Source organism: Streptomyces sp. NPDC059371 (genome assembly GCF_042751995.1).
Classification (GTDB): Bacteria; Actinomycetota; Actinomycetes; order Streptomycetales; family Streptomycetaceae; genus Streptomyces.
In genome coordinates this window covers 1-16,469 of record NZ_JBHYXD010000036.1, presented here as the reverse complement: position 1 = coordinate 16,469, position 16,469 = coordinate 1, and the positions used below count along the sequence as shown (strand labels likewise).

The window sequence follows — 16,469 nt, the reverse complement described above, 5'->3', positions numbered from 1 at the left end:
CGTGCGATACGTGTGTTTCGGCAGGGGCGGAAGTGAAAGTTGTGCCGCTCACGCTATCGAGGTGTGTCGGGACCTGTCCGACGGATGCCCGGATTTCACCCGCACGGGAGAGTTTCGGAGCATGTGGTGGACGGTTCGGGTGACGGTCGGGGCAGAGTTCTCGGTGGGAGTGGAGAACCGGCCCGGCGAGGTGCTCCGAAGAGGTGGCCGCCTCGACGAGGGAGTACACCTGTAGGGAGGCCGGCCCGGCGACGGCACGGTGAAGTGGGCGCCGCGCGGTCGGCGCCGTGAAGTGAGCGCCGCGCAGCGGGCGCGGTGAGACGAGGGTGGCGGAGTGAGCAGTGGCAGGCGGCGCGCGCCGCGTCGGCGGCGGTCGGGACAGAACGGGCGGGGCAAACTCCTCGCGGCCGGTCTGGCGGTCGCCGGTGTCGTCGCGGTGGCCGTGGTGGTCTGGCCCGACGGGGGCGGCGGGCCGGCCGGGGCGCGGGTACCGTCCGCGGACCGGTCGGGGGCCGTGTCCGCCCCCAGCCCTTCGCCGACCCGGAGTTATCCCCTCTCCAAGGCGCCGCGCACCATCCCCGCCGTACGCGAGCACACCGCGGCCCACGGTCCCGGCTGGCGCCCGGCCGCCGGCGCCCGGGTCGTCGTGGACGACAACGGCCTCGCCGACGAGGGCAAGCTGCTCGCCGGCGAACTGAGACTGACGTACGCGGGACGGGCGGCCGCCAAGGCCGGTGACGTCGAACTGGGCCTGGACAAGAGCAAGGCGGGACCGGAGTCGTACACCCTCACGGTCAAGAACGGCCGGGTCGCCGTCACCGGGCCCGCCGAGGCCGGGGTCTTCTACGGCACGCGCACGCTCAAGCAGGAGGTGCACGGCGGCGGTACGGCGCCGGAGGGCGTCGTACGCGACCGGCCCGCGAAGCCGGTCCGCGGGTTCATGCTCGACATCGCGCGCAAGCACTTCACGGCGGCCTGGATCGAGGACCGGGTGCGCGAGCTGGGGGACCTGAAGTACAACCAGCTCGGCCTGCACTTCTCCGACGACCAGGGCTTCCGCATCGAGTCCGACACGCACCCCGAGATCGTGTCGCGGCAGCATCTGACGAAGGACGAGGTGCGCCGGATCGTCGCGCTCGCGGCGAGCCGGCACATCACCGTCGTGCCCGAGATCGACTCGCCGGGCCACCTCGGCGCGGTCATCGCGGCGCACCCCGATCTCCAGCTCCGCAATGTGTCGGGCGTCCCCGTTCGCGGCGCCGTGGACATCTCCAAGCCCGCCTCGGCGAAGATCGTCGACGAACTGCTCGACGAGTACGCGGATCTGTTCCCCGGCACCGACTGGCACCTCGGCGGCGACGAGTACCAGGCACTGACGGTGGCCAACCCGGCGGCGTCCTTCCCGCAGCTCGTCACCGCGGCCAGGAACAGGTACGGAGCGGGCGCGGGCGTCGCCGACCTCACGACCGGATGGCTCAACGACCGCGCCAAGGTGGTCCACGGGCACGGTCGCACGGCACGGGCCTGGAACGACGGCTTCTTCCGCGGCAGCACGGTCCGGGCCGACGGCAGCCTCCAGGTGGCTTACTGGACCGGCAAGGAGATCGGTGCCCGGCAGCCCGTGGAGTATCTGAGCGCGGGCCGCAAGGTCATCAACTACAACGACGAGTACCTGTACTACGTCCTCGGTGAACCCCAGACCTTCGTGTATCCGACCGGGCAGCGCATCTACGAGCAGTGGACGCCCCTCGTCCTGCGCGGTACGACGCCGGTGCCCGCGCGGTACGACTCCCAGATCCTCGGCGGGTCCTTCGCCGTCTGGTGCGACCTCTCGAACTCCCAGACCCAGGACCAGGTCGCGGCGGGCATCCGCATGCCGCTGCGCGCCCTGACCCAGAAACTGTGGGACCCACGAACACCGTCCCTCTCCTGGACCCAGTTCAAGTCCCTGGCCGACCAACTGGGCTGAGCGGCCCCGGCCCGGCCCTCGCGGACGGCCTCGCGGGCGGAGGCGAGCGCCTCGCCTCCCCCGTGCGACGGGCCGATGAGGCGAACTCGCTCGGTCCGTCCGCCGCGCGGGCACAGTCGACCGCCCTCCTGGCCGGCGGCGTCGCCTTCTGATCCGGTTCCGGCGGGTCCGTCTCGACGCCGAGGTCTTCTTCCCGGCAGGGCCACCTGGTCCCAGGTCTGGGTGGTCGTGCGGAATTGTGCCCGTCCCGGAGTGTGTCTTTGGCTGAAAACCTGTTCATTCGGCTCGTCGAACGGCAGGGTGGGGGCGCACTGTGACACTCCGGGTCCGTTGCACGCAGTAAGGGGAAGTGCGGGCTCCGTAAGGCAAGGGCGCCCTGTCGAGGCATTTCGAGGGAGTCGTGATGAGTCTGGTGGAACTGATCGCTCGGGCCGACGAGCGAGGTCTGGCAGCGAGTGGCCTGGCTTGTTTGGATCGGTGCGTACCGCTCCTCGGCGGTGACGACGATGTCCTGCGGCCCCTGTGGGCCAGCTTGGCGGAGCCGGACACCTGGGCCGAGTGGGGAACGCGCCTGGAAGAGGCGCGCGCCAAGATGGACGCGGAGGACCCCGAGCCGGCCGTGACCGACGAGGATCACGCCGCCCTGCTCGCCCGGGGCATGCTGGAGGCCGTCCCCGCGAAGCCCTCCGAGGAGGAACTGCGTGCCTGGTCGGACGCCTGCTCGGTGGCGGCGCTGCAGGTCCACCGGTTCCTCGATCACGCCGACGACGCGGAGGCGTGCGTGACGGCGCGCCGTGAGGGGCGTACGGAGGGCATGTCCCCGCTCGTCGCCGCCGAACTGCGCCGCCAGGTCTCCGTCCTGGAACTGCTCGCCGAGCACGGCAAGGGCGGACTGCGGCTCGCGCTGGACGCGTCGACGGAGGGGCGGCGCGTCCTGCGAGCGGTGGTCTCCCGCAGGGCACGCGGACGGGTGTAGTCCCGGGACGGGCCCGCGAGGGTGCGCCGGAGGAAACACGGCTCCGGCGCACCCGAAACCTTGATCGCGAGGGGTTCCTGTGAGGGTCCTGGGGCGGACATGGCGGTGCTGGGCCGGTGTCGCGAACCCCGGCCCCGACCCGTGACGAATCCGGCCGCCGTCGCGCTCTACCGAGTGTGAATGCAACTCAAGCAACACGGCCCTCGGCTGCGACGAAGCCCGTTCGCTGGGCGGCCGACACGGTCGCGGCCATGCGGGAGGGCGCCAGGCTGCGCCTCGACTACTCGGCACAGAGCCTGTGGCGCGTCGACCGCGTGATCGACGAGATACGCAGGGACGGGGCCCCGTACGCCGCCGTCGAGAGCGTGCTGCGCGGATTCGGCGCGTACGCGGGCGAGGTGGTCGCCCGTCACACCGGCGCCGAGTGGTGGGAGACCGGCGGCGAGCACTGGCTCCGAACTCCCGACGGGCGGCTGTGGGACCCGATCGAGGAGGCCCGCCGCTGCTACGGGGGCGACGGCTCCCTGCGTCTGCTGTGCCGTGAGGCCACCCGCTGAGGTCCGCGCCGGGTCCCACCGGCCCGGACGGAGTGCCCGGACAGGGCGTCTGACGCGCTGTGACATTTCCGTGGGGCCCGACGCTGATGACCATGAGGGTGTCGGCGCGGACGGCCGCGCCGACAGGCACATTCGGGCGAACTCGGTGCGAACGAGGACAGTGTTGGGCCAGGGAGGGCAACCCCGCCGCGCGCAGCCGTACGACGCGGAACTGGGCGTGGCCGTGGCGCGGGCGCAGGAGGGCGACGAGCTCGCCTTCGCGGCCGCGTACCGGATCGTGCAGCCCGGACTGCTGGGCTATCTGCGCGGCATCGTCGGCGACGACGCCGAGGACGTGGCGTCCGACGCCTGGCTGGAGATCGCCCGGGACCTGGGACGGTTCCGGGGGGACGGCGCCGGGTTCCGCGGCTGGACCGCGACCATCGCCCGGCACCGCGCGCTGGACCATCTGCGGCGGCTGCGGGTGAGGCCCCGGGGCAGCGCCATCGAGCAGGACGCGCTGGACCTGCCCGGCAGGCACAGCACCCAGGACGAGGCACTGGAGAGCCTGTCCACCGAATACGCCCTGGAACTGGTCGCGGGCCTGCCGCGCGACCAGGCCGAGGCGGTGCTCCTGCGGGTCGTCGTCGGCCTCGACGGACCGGCCGCGGCACGTGTGCTCGGCAAGCGGCCGGGCGCGGTGCGGACCTCCGCCCACCGGGGACTGAAGCGGCTCGCGCGCCAGCTCGGTGGCGCGGGTGTGACGGATGAGGAGCCCCGGACGCTGGGGGAGTCGGGATGAGCAGTACGTCCGGAGCGGCCGGCACCACGAACGGCCGGCACCACGCCGTCGTCCGGAACGGCATCGTCGTACGGCGGAAGGAACGCGACCGGTGTACGGATGGTGCACGGCGGACGGTCGTCACGCGGAGGACGGCCGCCGGACGGCGACGGGCCGCCGCGCGGGGCCCGCGCGGCCCATGGCCGGGTGTCGTCCCGCGGGCGCGGGACGACGTGTGGAGCGAGCGCGTTGTACTGCGTGGAGCGCGGAGCTGAGTCCTGGTACGGCGAGGAGTTGCAGGGCGGAGCGGCAGACGGAGATGGAACCGGACGTGGAACCGCACAGGGAACCGGATGCGCGACCCGGCATGGGTGAACGGCACGTCGGCGACGGCGGGGCCCCCGGGCCCGGCCTCGCCCCCGCGGCGGCCACCGGAAGCGTCGGCCTCGCCCGCGCGGCGGACCCCGCGGGCGTGGAGACCCCACTGGAGGGGCTTCTCGCCGCGGCGATGCGCGGCCGGGGCGACGACAGGGCGGCGCAGACGCGGGCCGTGGCCGCCTTCCGGGCCGCGCGGGACAGCGGCGCGCACTCCGCGCCCACCCGGCGGAGTGACGACTGGCGCCCCAAGGAACGGAAGGGGCAGAGACGTTCGCTGCGGGCCGCGTTCGCCGTCCTGCTGGCCGGTCTGACCCTGGGCGGAGTCGCCGTCGCGGCCATCGGACCGGTCACGCACGAGGACGCCGGGCACCGGGGCGGAGCTACGGCCCGTCCGTCCGGCAGCGTTCCGGGCCGGTTCCCCGAGGCGGCCGCCCCGGTCGGTCCCGGTGCCCCCGGCGCCCTGACCCCGAGCGGCCTCGCGAGCCGCCCGCCGCGCGCCCAGGACACCGAGGCCCACTGCCGTGCGTACGCGTCGGTGAAGGGCCGGGGCAACGCCCTGGACTCGCGCGCCTGGCAGCGGCTCGTCACGGCCGCTGGCGGTGAGGACAAGGTCGAGGCGTTCTGCGCCGGGCAACTGGCCGCGCACACCGGGACGAAGGGTGCGAAGGGGACGGGGCACGACGAGAGCGCGGGAGACGGGCGGAAGCCCGGGAAGGCGGACGGGACGCCGGCTCAGGAGACCCCGGCCCCGACGCCGAAGCCGGCGAAGTCCAAGAGCCGGTAGCCGGGTGACGGCCGGGACTGGCGGGCCGGGGCCGGAAGGCCGCCGGGCGCCCACCGCGGCTTCGCCGAACGTCCGGGCGCTACGAGGGCGCCGGAGGCCTGGGCGGGTGTCTGTGCCGCGAGGGCGGCGGGTGTCTCTGCCGTGATGGCGGCAGGTGTCCTGACGCTGCGGGGTCCGTTGCCCGGCTGTCGGCTGTCGGCTGTCGGCTGTCGGCTGTCGGCTGTCGGCGTGCGGCCCCGACCCGGCGGCAGGCGGCCGGATTCCCGGCCTGACCGCCGACGGGAATCCCTGACGCGGCGCCAGGCGTACTTCTCCGCAGGGCCGTCGGCCCGATTCCTCGCCGATGGCAACGGCCGGGGCCGCCACCCCCCACAGGAGAGGCCCCGACCGTCGCGCGGCACGGGCCGCGCGGCGACCCGTACTCTCTACAGCGCCGGGACTGCGTTTTGTGTCACACCCCGCTCCGTCACCGCGTAGTTGCAGGTTGTACGAACATGGACGGGGAGCTGTTTCAGGCCGTAACGTGCCTTTCGCGCCGGTGCGGAAAGAGGACGACCGCAACCACGAGGAACCCGGGACCACGACTGAGTGGACCCGGGGACCGCGACCACGTGGGGCCTGGGGCAGGAACCGTGTGGGGCGGCAGACCACGACCACGCGGACCTGGGACCACAACCGTCCATCGAGGAACGCACGACGGCGAGAACCCGGTCCGCGAGAGCGGAGCCGGTCGAGGCGCAAAGAGGGGCGCGGGGGTGCTGGGGGACGACGCGGAGCTGACCGCCGCGGTACTTGCCGCGCAGGACGGGGACGAGGCCGCGTTCCGGACGGTGTACCGAGCTGTGCACCCACGCCTGCTCGGATACGTCCGGACACTGGTGGGCGAGCCGGACGCCGAGGACGTCACGTCCGAGGCCTGGCTCCAGATCGCCCGTGACCTGGAACGCTTCAGCGGCGACGCGGACCGTTTCCGCGGCTGGGCGGCGAGGATCGCCCGCAACCGCGCCCTGGACCACATACGGATGCGCGGGCGCCGTCCCGCGATAGGCGGCGACGAGACCGAGCTGACCGGCAAGGCCGCCGAGTCCGACACCGCGACCGAGGCGATGGAGGCGCTGTCCACCGGCAGCACCCTCTCGCTCATCGCCCAGCTCCCGCAGGACCAGGCCGAGGCCGTCGTGCTGCGGGTCGTGGTCGGTCTCGACGCCAAGACGGCCGCCGAGACCCTCGGCAAGCGCCCCGGAGCCGTCCGGACCGCCGCGCACCGGGGTCTGAAACGCCTCGCGGAACTGCTCGGCACCGATCCGGAATCCGTCGGCGCGCTCGACGCCGTTCCCCCGCAACGAGGTTCCCGTACCCGTGCGGTGACGTCCGCCGGTGTGACGCATACGCGTTCGCGGGCGCAGAAGGACATGTGATGGCCGACGAGCAGTACAGGTGGCTGGACCGGGACGCCGCGGAGCGTCTGCTGAACGGGGAGCCGCTGGAAGCCGTCGACCCCGGCACGCGTGACCAGGCGGACCGTCTCACCGCGGCCCTCGGCGCACTGACCACGGAACCCGAGCCGACCAGCGACGAACTCCCGGGCGAGGCAGCCGCGTTGGCCGCTTTCCGCAAGGCGCGCGAGAGCGGGGAGGTTGTCGCCGCGCAGCCCGGCCGGCACGGTCGCGCGCGGTCCGGCGCGCACGCCGCGGACGCCGGTCTCGTACGGATCGGACGCCCCGCCGCGCACGGACGCCGGACCCGCTGGGGACGGCCCACCCGCTTCGGGCTCGCCGCGGTGCTGGCCGTCGGGATGGTCGGCGGCGTGGCCGTCGCGGCCGGAACCGGAGTCCTGCCGACCCCCTTCATCCGCGAACACCCGGGCCCGGCCGCGACGGCCACGGCCGTCCGGACCCCGGACCGGCCGCTCGTCTCGGTCTCGCCCACCCCCTCACCCGGGGTCTCCGGCGGGAACGGCGCCGTGGTGCCCGTGCCTGACGGCACGCCGGGCGAACCGTCCGGCGACACCTCCACGTCCGCGGGCACCGGCCACCCGAGCGGCCCGCCGAGTCCCGACACCGGCGGGACCGCCGACCGTACCCGCGAGTGGTGGGCCAGGACGCGCGCGTACTGCCGTGACCTCCTCGACGGCAAGGACCTCGACGGGGACCGCAGGCGCGCCCTGGAGCACGTGGCGGGCGGCGGTGCCCGGGTGCGGCTGTACTGCTCCGGCGTCCTCGGCCGCGGCCAGGACGCCCGCGACGGTTCGGGCGACGACGGCGGGCAGGGGAGCGACCAGGGCGGTCACGGCGACCAGGGGGACTCGGGCGGCGGTGACGGTGACGGCGACGGCCACCACATAGGACCGGGCGGCAACGACCACCAGGACAACGGTGTCAGCGCCCCGTCCGTACTGCGTCCGCGACCGACCCCGCTCCTGCCGGTCGCGCCGACGTGGTCCCCGTCGGGCCCGACGCCGAGGACGATGCCGAGCCGGTCGGTCGGCACGCTCCTCTGAAGTGCCGCGAGACCTCTCTGACCAGCACTTTCGTATGTCGTTGAAATTTTTATTGCCTGGGTGTGACGTTTTCGGCCGCCGCGACGCAGTACGTGATGAGCCGACTGGTCATCGGCCGTAGCACGGAGCCGGGGTTCCCCCCGTACCCACGGCTTCGTGCAACTGGCGCGGGTGGGACACGTTCCCCCGGTCCCGCCCGCGCCCCACTCTCCTTTCCCCGCCCTTCGCGCGGAGGCCCGTCACCAGGAGACGACGACCTTGTCGCCCGAGCGGACCTGCGCGAACAGCGCCCCGACCTTGCTCTCGTCCCGGACGTTGACGCAGCCGTGCGAGGCGCCGTAGTAGCCGCGGGCCGCGAAGTCCGAGGAATAGTGCACCGCTTGGCCGCCGCTGAAGAACATCGCGTACGGCATCGACGTGTGGTAGATCGTCGACACGTGGTGGCGCGACTTGAAGTACACCGTGAACACCCCTTCGCGGGTGGGCGTGTACTGCGAGCCGAACCGGACGTCCATCTCCGAGACGGTCCTGCCGTCGATCATCCAGCGCAGCGTGCGGCTCGTCTTGCTGACGCACAGCACACGGCCCTTCATGCAGCGCGGGTCGGGCTTCGCGGCCGGCTGCCCGCCGTAGGGATACAGCTCCCAGGCGGCCGGTTCGTGCGTCATCCTCCGCAGCCGCCGCCAGGTCACGGTGTCCAGCTCACCGGTGCGCGGAAGTCCCCGCTTGCCCTGGAACCCCTTCACGGCCGCGGCCGTCCGGGCGTCGTACGTCCCCGTCGGCGGGGTGATCAGCCAGGCGACCTGGTGCAGCCGGGCCTGCGCCCTGCGGATGTCGTCGCCCCGGTCGCCCCGGGACCAGAGGACCTCGGCGGGCTCGGCGGTGGGCCGCTCGTCGTCCTTCCCCGCCTCCGCGGAGCCGGATGTGCCGTCCTCCCCCTTCGACGGGGAGGCGGGCTTGCCGTCGTCCTTCTTCGTCGCACCGGGGGCCGGGGCGAGCGAACCGTCGATCCGTACCGGCCCCTTCTTCCCCTCCGCGTCCACGGCGTGCGCCGTGCAGCCGCTCACCACGGCGAGCACCGCGAGCGCGGCCAGCGATCTCTTCAAGCCAGTCGTACGCATCCGGACCCCTGTTCCACGCGTCCTGTCGTGCACATCAGGCCCCCGTCCCGCCGTCATGTCACCCGGGATGCTCCCCGCGGGTGACCGGTTGCGAACTGGGCGGCATGGTGGAAGAGAACCATGGAACGAGCCGCCGCACGGCGGAACGGAGTCCCTGTCGTCGGGCCGCTTCACGGGAGGCACAGCAATGACGCGCGAATCCGAGTCCGGACTGCCCATCGAACCGGTCTACGGCCCCGAGGCCCTGGACGGCTGGGACCCGGCCGAGAAGCTCGGCGCGCCGGGCGCGTACCCCTTCACCCGCGGCGTGTACCCCTCGATGTACACGGGCCGCCCGTGGACCATGCGCCAGTACGCGGGGTTCGGCACGGCCGTGGAGTCCAACGCCCGCTACCGGCAGCTCATCGCCCACGGCACGACGGGCCTGTCGGTCGCCTTCGACCTGCCCACCCAGATGGGCCACGACTCCGACGCCCCGCTCGCGCACGGCGAGGTCGGCAAGGTCGGTGTGGCCATCGACTCGGTCGACGACATGCGCGTCCTGTTCGACGGGATCCCGCTCGGCCAGGTCTCCACCTCGATGACGATCAACGCGCCCGCCGCGCTGCTGCTGCTCATGTACCAGCTCGTCGGCGAGGAACAGGGCGTCCCCGCGGAGCAGTTGACGGGCACCGTCCAGAACGACGTCCTCAAGGAGTACATCGCCCGCGGCACGTACATCTTCCCGCCCAAGCCGTCGCTGCGGCTGATCGCGGACATCTTCAGGTACTGCGGGGCCGAGATCCCGAAGTGGAACACGATCTCGATCTCCGGCTACCACATGGCCGAGGCGGGCGCCTCTCCCGCGCAGGAGATCGCGTTCACGCTCGCCGACGGCATCGAGTACGTCCGCACCGCCGTCGCCGCCGGCATGGACGTCGACGACTTCGCCCCCCGCCTCTCCTTCTTCTTCGTCGCCCGTACGACGATCCTGGAGGAGGTCGCCAAGTTCCGTGCGGCCAGGCGCATCTGGGCCCGGGTGATGCGGGACGAGTTCGGCGCGAAGAACCCCAAGTCGCTGATGCTGCGCTTCCACACCCAGACGGCGGGCGTCCAGCTCACCGCGCAGCAGCCCGAGGTGAACCTCGTCCGGGTCGCGGTCCAGGGCCTCGCCGCGGTCCTCGGCGGCACCCAGTCGCTGCACACCAACTCCTTCGACGAGGCCATCGCGCTGCCCACCGACAAATCCGCGCGGCTCGCCCTGCGCACCCAGCAGGTCCTCGCCTACGAGACGGACGTGACGGCGACGGTCGACCCCTTCGCCGGCTCGTACGTCGTCGAGAGGATGACCGACGACGTCGAGGCCGCGGCCGTCGCCCTCATGACGCGGGTCGAGGACCTCGGCGGCGCCGTCGGGGCCATCGAGCACGGTTTCCAGAAGGGCGAGATCGAGCGCTCCGCCTACCGGGTCGCCCAGGAGACCGACTCCGGCGAGCGCGTGGTGGTCGGCGTCAACCGCTTCCGGATCGACGCGGAGGAGCCGTACGAGCCGCTGCGCGTCGACCCCGCCATCGAGGCCCAGCAGGCCGAACGCCTCGCCCGGCTCCGCGCCGAGCGCGACCAGGGCGCCGTCGACGCCGCCCTCGTCGCCCTGAAGAAGGCCGCCGAGGGCACCGACAACGTCCTCTACCCGATGAAGGAGGCCCTGCGCGCCCGCGCGACGGTCGGCGAGGTCTGCAACGCGCTGCGCGAGATCTGGGGGACCTACGTGCCCTCGGACTCCTTCTGAACCGGACCGTGGCCCCGGACCGCTGCCCCGAAGCGGGCGGCCGGGGACGTCGGCCGCGTGCCCCCGGGCGCCCCTCCCGGCGGTGACGAACCCGTGATGAGACGGCCGGACCCGACGGCGCGGCCGCGTGCGACACTCCATCTCATGCTTGGTGTCATCGACCTCCCCACCTATCTCGCGGGCCTCGTCCTGATCGTCCTGCTGCCGGGACCGAACTCGCTGTACGTGCTGTCCGTCGCCGCCCGCCGGGGCGTCCGTACGGGGTACACCGCCGCCGCGGGTGTGTGGTGCGGGGACACCGTGCTGATGACCCTGTCGGCGGCCGGTGTGGCCTCGCTGCTCCAGGCGAACGCCGTGCTGTTCAGCATCGTGAAGTACGCCGGTGCGGGATATCTGACCTGGCTGGCGATCGGGATGCTGCGCGCCGCGCGGGCGATGTGGCGGGCCCGCCGGGAGGCGGTCGCCGAGAGCGCGGAGCCCGAGGAGGCGGCAGGGGAGCGGCCGTTCCGGCGGGCGCTGGTGATCAGCCTGTTCAACCCGAAGGCGATCCTGTTCTTCGTCGCCTTCTTCGTGCAGTTCGTCGACCCCGGATACGCCTATCCGGCCCTGTCGTTCGTCGTGCTCGGGGCCTTCGCCCAGCTCGCGAGCGTGTTGTATCTGACCGCGCTGATCTTCAGCGGTACCCGCCTCGCGGCGGCCTTCCGCCGGCGCAAGCGCCTCTCCGCGGGGGCCACGACCGCCGCGGGCGCCCTCTTCCTCGGCTTCGCGGTCAAGCTCACACTCGCCGGCGCGTAGGCCGTGTCCGCAGCACTCAGCCGGCGCTGAGGCCTACCAGGGCCGCGTACTCCCGCAGGCCCGTCGTGTCGGCGCCCGCCCAGCCCACGTAGCCGTCGGGGCGGACGAGGAAGACCCCGGTCCCGTAGCGCTCGTGCGACCCGATCCGCGCGGTGCGGACACCGGGGGGCGCCGCCGGTTCCGTGACCGTGCCGACGGTGAGCAGCGTCCAGTGCGCTCCCCGGAACGCGTCGAAGAGGCGTACGCCGTCCACGGTTCCGTCGGGGGCGCGGTCGCCCGCGCGCAGCGCCTCGTCCGGGAGGTCCGTGCGGGTCTCCACCGCGAGGGAGGAGCCGCGGTAGCCGAGGCCGAGCTGACGGGTCTCCTTGCCGCGGCGGGCCTCGCCGCGGTGGATCCGGGTGGACAGACCGAGCATGTCGGCGGCGACGGGGCGGCGTTCCTCCTCGTAGGTGCCGAGCAGCGACGCGGGAGCCTCGCCGCGCAGGACCGCGCCGAGCTTCCAGCCCAGGTTGTAGGCGTCCTGGACGCTGGTGTTGAGCCCCTGGCCGCCGGCCGGTGAGTGGATGTGCGCCGCGTCCCCGGCGAGGAGGACCCGCCCGGCACTGAAGCGGTCGGCCAGTCCCGTGCGCGGCCGGAAGTCCGAGGCCCACCGCACCTCGGTCACGGCCTCGGGCGAGAGGTGGGAGCGCGCGGCGACGGTCTTGCGGACGCCGTCGAGGGACAGGTCGACGTCCGTGCCCTCCGGGAACTGCGCCACGACCTGGAAGTCCTGCGTACCGGCGAGCGGGCAGATCGCCAGGAAGCCGCCGGTGCCCTCACGCGGCGGGAAGACATGCCAGTTGTCGCGGTCCAGCCCGGTGATCCGCACGTCCGCGACGAGCATCGGGTGCGGGTCGAGGGTCTCTCCGGCCATGGCGATCCCGAGCGCGCGCCGTACGGCCGAGCGGCCACCGTCGGCGGCGACGACGTACCGCGCGCGGACCGGCGGGCCGGAGGCGAACCCCACGGTCACGCCGTTCTCGTCCTGGTCGGCCGAGACGACCTCACGGCCGAAGGCGACCCGGCCGCCGAGCTCCCGGAGCCGCGCGAAGAGGATCTCCTGCGTACGCCACTGCGGCACCATCCACGGCGCGTTGTACGGCGAGTCGTCGCTCGGCTCGGCCGGGTCGAACATCTGGTGCTCACCCACGCGCTCACCGTCCTGCCAGATCATCCCGACCGGGTAGCCGCCGCCCGCCGCGCGGATCGCGTCGAGGACGCCGAGGTCCTCGAACACCTCCATCGTGCGGGGCTGGAGCCCCTTGCCGCGCGATCCCGGCGCGAGGCCCTCGCCCCGCTCCACGACGAGCGCGTCCACGCCCTGCCGCGCGAGATCGACGCCGAGGGCGAGGCCGGTCGGGCCGGCTCCGACGACGAGTACGTCCACGTCCACGTTCATGTCCACGTTCATGTCCACGTTCATGTCCCGGTGTGATGTCATGCTCATGCATCTTTCCTTAACGCCGTTAAGTTCGGTGCGACGAGCATGTCCTTAACGGCGTTAAACTGTCAAGCGTGGTTACCCAGAGACCCCAGCGATCCCCCAGGCTGGACAAGAAGCAGGTCGTCGGGACCGCTCTGCGGCTGCTCAACGAGACGGGCCTCGACGGCCTGACCCTGCGGGCCATCGCCAAGGAGCTGGACGTCCAGGCGCCGGCGCTCTACTGGCATTTCAAGAACAAGCAGGAACTGCTCGACGAGATGGCCACCGAGATGTACCGCCGGATGGTCGACACCCCCGGCGCGGCCGGGGGCGACGGCTGGCGGGAGCGGCTGCTCGCCGCCAACCGCGGACTGCGCGCCGCCCTGCTGAGCTACCGCGACGGCGCCAAGGTCTTCAGCGGTTCACGCTTCACGGGAACCGTGCACGCCGTCGAGATGGAGCGGACGCTGCGGCTCTTCACCGAGGCGGGATTCACCCTCGCCCAGGCGGTCCGCGCGACGTCCACCACCTACGCGTACACGATCGGCTTCGTCACCGAGGAGCAGGGCGTCCAGCCGCTGCCGGGCGAGCGCCGCGAGGGGTACGACACGGACGAACGCGCCCGCCGCATGGCCGACTTCCCTCTGTCGGCGGCGGCGGGCGCGGAGATCTTCGAGGACTACGAGCGGCACTTCGAGGAAGGGCTCGGCCTGATCGTCGCGGGCGTCGAGGCGCGCTACGGCATCGGCTGAGCCCGGCCGCCGCCGGTCAGCGCCCTCCCGGACCCCTCGCCGCGCGGGCGCCGCGGATCGCGCGGGTCAGGGCGGGCGGGAGCAGGTCCGCCGCCATCCGGCGGGCGCGGGAACGGGTACGGACGGGACGTGGGACGGCGGACGCGCCCGGCCGGGCCGGGGCCGCGCGATCCGCGGCGCGCGCGTGCCGGGACGGAGGGAAGAACGGTTCCGGCATGCCCTTCCTCGACTTGAGGCGGATGATGCGGTGTCCGGCGGCCTGCTGGACGCTCAGATGGCAGTCCTCGCGTCCGCGCACCGCCGCCAGCAGTTCCTCCTGGACGGGCCCGGGGTCGCCCCAGGTCCCGTACAGCTTCTGTGTGCTGAGGCAGATCGGGCGCAGGCCCCTGGCGAGCACCGCCTCCCAGACGGCCACGGAGACGCCGGGCGTGTGTTCCGAGCGGAAGTCGTCCAGGACGACGACTCCGCCGGGCAGCAGCGTGTCGCGGGCGGCGCCGATGTCGTCGTACACGTGCTCGTACAGGTGCGAGGCGTCGATGTGGACGAACCGGCAGGAGCCGGCGGCGACTTCCGCCGGGACCACGCTGCTGGGGCCCTGGAGGACGCGGGGCAGCGTGTCGTGGAAGGAGAGGTAGTTCTCCTCGAAGGCCCGCCGGGTGAGCGCGCCGTACGACTTCGTCGACTCCGCCTTGTTGGCGTCGTCCGGGGCGGACCCCTCGAACAGGTCGCACACCGTGTACCGCTCGGTGTCCTGGAGGTGCCGTCCGAGGAAGATCGCGCTCTTGCCCAGGTAGACACCTACTTCCAGCAGGTCGCCCCGCGTGCCCGACGACTCCTGGCGGTCCAGGAGCCACTCGAAGAGCATCTGGTCGAGCACGGGGAACCAGCCGGGTATGTCTCCGAGTCGGTGGGGCGGTCGGGTCGTGCCAGGTGCGAGAGTCATAGGGGGAGCACTCCCTGTGTCGGCGCGGGCCCTCGGGGAGGGGCCGCGCGGAGGAGCTCGTGTGGGGGACGAGCGTGTACGGAACTCCTCCGCGCCTGCCCGGCGCCGCGTGCCCAAGCGGGCGGGCGGGTTAAGGGAAGGCGAATTCCCCGGCGCTACGGGCGCGGCTTCGACAGGGCGGCGCGGAGCTTGGGCGTGAGCCGGTTCTCCACGAACCGGTTGAGCAGCCAGGCGAGCAGCAGCATCGTGGCGACGGTGGCGAGGATCGTGCCGTACGACGGGATGTGCAGGGTCTGGTGGTAGGCCTTGATGGCGACCCAGCCCAGGTGCTCGTGGACCAGATAGAACGGGTACGTCAGGGCGCCCGCGACGGTCAGCCAGCGCCAGTTCGCCCAGCGGAGCCAGCCCAGCGCGATCGCGGCGACGGCGACGTAGCCGAAGGTGACGACGAGGATGATGGCGTAGGACGAGCGGTTGGAGAAGAACTCCGGGTTCGGGGCGTGCCACAGGCGCTGGACCGCGTAGTGCTGGCCGATCAGCCAGCTCACACCCACGATGCCCCAGGCGTACGCGTCACGCCAGTTGCGGTGGACGAGGTAGAGGCCGACACCGCCGATGAAGTACGGGGCGTACTCCGGCATCAGGACCATGTTGAGCAGGGGCTCGTTCACGCCCTGCGCCATGGCCGCGGCCAGGGTCCAGCCGGCGCAGAACAGGATCACGCGCTGCCGGTTCGCTCCCGGCAGCACGATGCACAGCGCGAAGAGGGCGTAGAAGCGGACCTCCGCCCACAGGGTCCAGCACACGCCGAGCACCCGGTCGGCGCCCAGCGGCTGCTGGAGCATGGTGAGGTTGACCAGCGCGTCGCTCGGGGAGACCGTCTTGTACGCGACGACGGGCAGGGCGAACACGGCCGTCACGATGATGATCGCGGCCCAGTACGCGGGCAGCAGCCGCGAGGCGCGGGAGGCGAAGAAGGAGCGCAGCGGCCGGCCCCAGCCGCTCATGCAGATGACGAAGCCGCTGATCACGAAGAAGACCTGCACGCCCAGGCAGCCGTAGGCGAACAGATGGTGCAGGGTGGGGAACTGGTGCTTGGGCGAGGTTCCCCAGGCCTGGACCACCTCGCCGTCCCGGCCGCCGTAGTGGTAGCCCGCCACCATCAGGGCCGCGACGAGCCGCAGCCCGTCGAGGGCGCGCAGCCGGTTCTCCCGGGGCGCCGCGGGTTTGGGCGCGGCGGACGTCTCGGCAGGTGGCAGGACGGTACGGACCACGGTGCCGGTCGACGTCCCGCGGGCCTCCTCGGGCGTGTCGATCACAAGGTTCCCCTCAATGGGACTCAGCTGGCCCACAGCACGTTAGTCCGATAGTCGGGGATGCTTACGGCCTCACAAGGCCGGTTCGTCGTCCCGCCCACGGGAGTTCATCTGTGTGATGCCCTCACGTTGAGAACTCTTCCGAATCGTGACAAATCGACAGCAGGCTTGCCGGGGCCGGGGAATGTCCTCGAACGGGTGTTGCGGCGGCCGGGAGACGCGGGGGCGCTCGGGGACGGCCCGGGGGGGTGCAGAGGGGCGCACAGGGCCCGTACGGGGGCGTGCGACGTGCACGGGGGCTCGCGGCACAAAAGCAACGGAAGACAAAGGGGCGGGGCCGGGTCGCTCACGACCCGCCCCGGCCCCCGGTGTAGCCGGGGGGTCCACA

At 72.6% G+C, this 16,469-nt stretch carries 14 protein-coding genes; 10 read left to right on the top strand and 4 right to left on the bottom strand.

Annotation, left to right across the window (positions count from 1 at the left end):
* Positions 1 to 334: 334 nt before the first annotated feature.
* The 7 genes from ACFXGX_RS21205 (at position 335) to ACFXGX_RS21175 (ending at position 7,924) form a co-directional block, all read left to right on the top strand.
* Entirely contained in the window at positions 335 to 1,969 is a 1,635-nt protein-coding gene (locus ACFXGX_RS21205) for a glycoside hydrolase family 20 protein (RefSeq protein ID WP_384793373.1), read from the top strand.
* Between the two features lie 403 nt (positions 1,970 to 2,372).
* The gene (locus ACFXGX_RS21200; protein WP_355759674.1) at positions 2,373 to 2,945 is read left to right on the top strand and encodes a hypothetical protein; all 573 of its coding nucleotides are present in this window, start codon (positions 2,373 to 2,375) and stop codon (positions 2,943 to 2,945) included.
* A 176-nt stretch (positions 2,946 to 3,121) separates the two neighbouring features.
* Positions 3,122 to 3,502 (top strand): hypothetical protein, encoded by a 381-nt coding sequence (locus ACFXGX_RS21195; protein ID WP_384793370.1) that lies wholly within the window; start codon positions 3,122 to 3,124, stop codon positions 3,500 to 3,502.
* Positions 3,503 to 3,665: 163 nt separating this feature from the next.
* Complete coding sequence (locus tag ACFXGX_RS21190; RefSeq protein WP_384793367.1) at positions 3,666 to 4,283, top strand: RNA polymerase sigma factor; 618 nt, start codon at positions 3,666 to 3,668, stop codon at positions 4,281 to 4,283.
* A 310-nt stretch (positions 4,284 to 4,593) separates the two neighbouring features.
* Entirely contained in the window at positions 4,594 to 5,424 is an 831-nt protein-coding gene (locus ACFXGX_RS21185; protein WP_384793364.1) for a hypothetical protein, read from the top strand.
* Between the two features lie 755 nt (positions 5,425 to 6,179).
* Positions 6,180 to 6,842 carry an RNA polymerase sigma factor gene (locus ACFXGX_RS21180; protein WP_382793301.1) on the top strand — a complete coding sequence of 221 codons (663 nt, stop codon included), beginning with the start codon at positions 6,180 to 6,182 and terminating at the stop codon, positions 6,840 to 6,842.
* Complete coding sequence (locus ACFXGX_RS21175) at positions 6,842 to 7,924, top strand: hypothetical protein (protein WP_384793361.1); 1,083 nt, start codon at positions 6,842 to 6,844, stop codon at positions 7,922 to 7,924. The genes ACFXGX_RS21180 and ACFXGX_RS21175 overlap by 1 nt, the downstream gene beginning before the upstream one ends.
* Before the next feature lie 239 nt (positions 7,925 to 8,163).
* Here ACFXGX_RS21175 and ACFXGX_RS21170 read toward each other — a convergent pair whose 3' ends face one another.
* Positions 8,164 to 9,045: a L,D-transpeptidase family protein gene (locus ACFXGX_RS21170; protein WP_384793358.1), complete on the bottom strand. Its 882-nt coding sequence runs from the start codon at positions 9,043 to 9,045 to the stop codon at positions 8,164 to 8,166.
* A 187-nt stretch (positions 9,046 to 9,232) separates the two neighbouring features.
* Between ACFXGX_RS21170 and ACFXGX_RS21165 the strand changes: the two genes are divergently transcribed.
* Positions 9,233 to 10,813: a methylmalonyl-CoA mutase gene (locus tag ACFXGX_RS21165; RefSeq protein WP_384793355.1), complete on the top strand. Its 1,581-nt coding sequence runs from the start codon at positions 9,233 to 9,235 to the stop codon at positions 10,811 to 10,813.
* Between the two features lie 144 nt (positions 10,814 to 10,957).
* Positions 10,958 to 11,608, top strand: coding sequence for a leucine efflux protein LeuE (gene leuE, locus ACFXGX_RS21160; RefSeq protein ID WP_384793352.1), 651 nt, complete (start codon positions 10,958 to 10,960; stop codon positions 11,606 to 11,608).
* 16 nt (positions 11,609 to 11,624) lie between these two features.
* Here the strand turns inward: leuE and ACFXGX_RS21155 are convergent, their stop codons facing one another.
* On the bottom strand, positions 11,625 to 13,094 hold the full coding sequence (locus ACFXGX_RS21155) for an FAD-dependent oxidoreductase (protein ID WP_384793350.1): 1,470 nt from the start codon (positions 13,092 to 13,094) through the stop codon (positions 11,625 to 11,627).
* Positions 13,095 to 13,162: 68 nt separating this feature from the next.
* On the opposite strand from ACFXGX_RS21155, the gene ACFXGX_RS21150 reads away from it, so the two are divergent.
* Positions 13,163 to 13,822: a TetR/AcrR family transcriptional regulator gene (locus ACFXGX_RS21150; RefSeq protein WP_384793347.1), complete on the top strand. Its 660-nt coding sequence runs from the start codon at positions 13,163 to 13,165 to the stop codon at positions 13,820 to 13,822.
* A 16-nt stretch (positions 13,823 to 13,838) separates the two neighbouring features.
* On the opposite strand, the gene ACFXGX_RS21145 is transcribed toward ACFXGX_RS21150, so the two are convergent.
* A complete protein-coding gene (locus ACFXGX_RS21145) occupies positions 13,839 to 14,765 on the bottom strand; it encodes a class I SAM-dependent methyltransferase (RefSeq protein WP_384793344.1) in 927 nt (308 codons plus the stop codon).
* A gap of 155 nt (positions 14,766 to 14,920) precedes the next feature.
* Positions 14,921 to 16,084, bottom strand: coding sequence for an acyltransferase family protein (locus ACFXGX_RS21140; protein ID WP_384793341.1), 1,164 nt, complete (start codon positions 16,082 to 16,084; stop codon positions 14,921 to 14,923).
* Positions 16,085 to 16,469 lie beyond the last annotated feature (385 nt).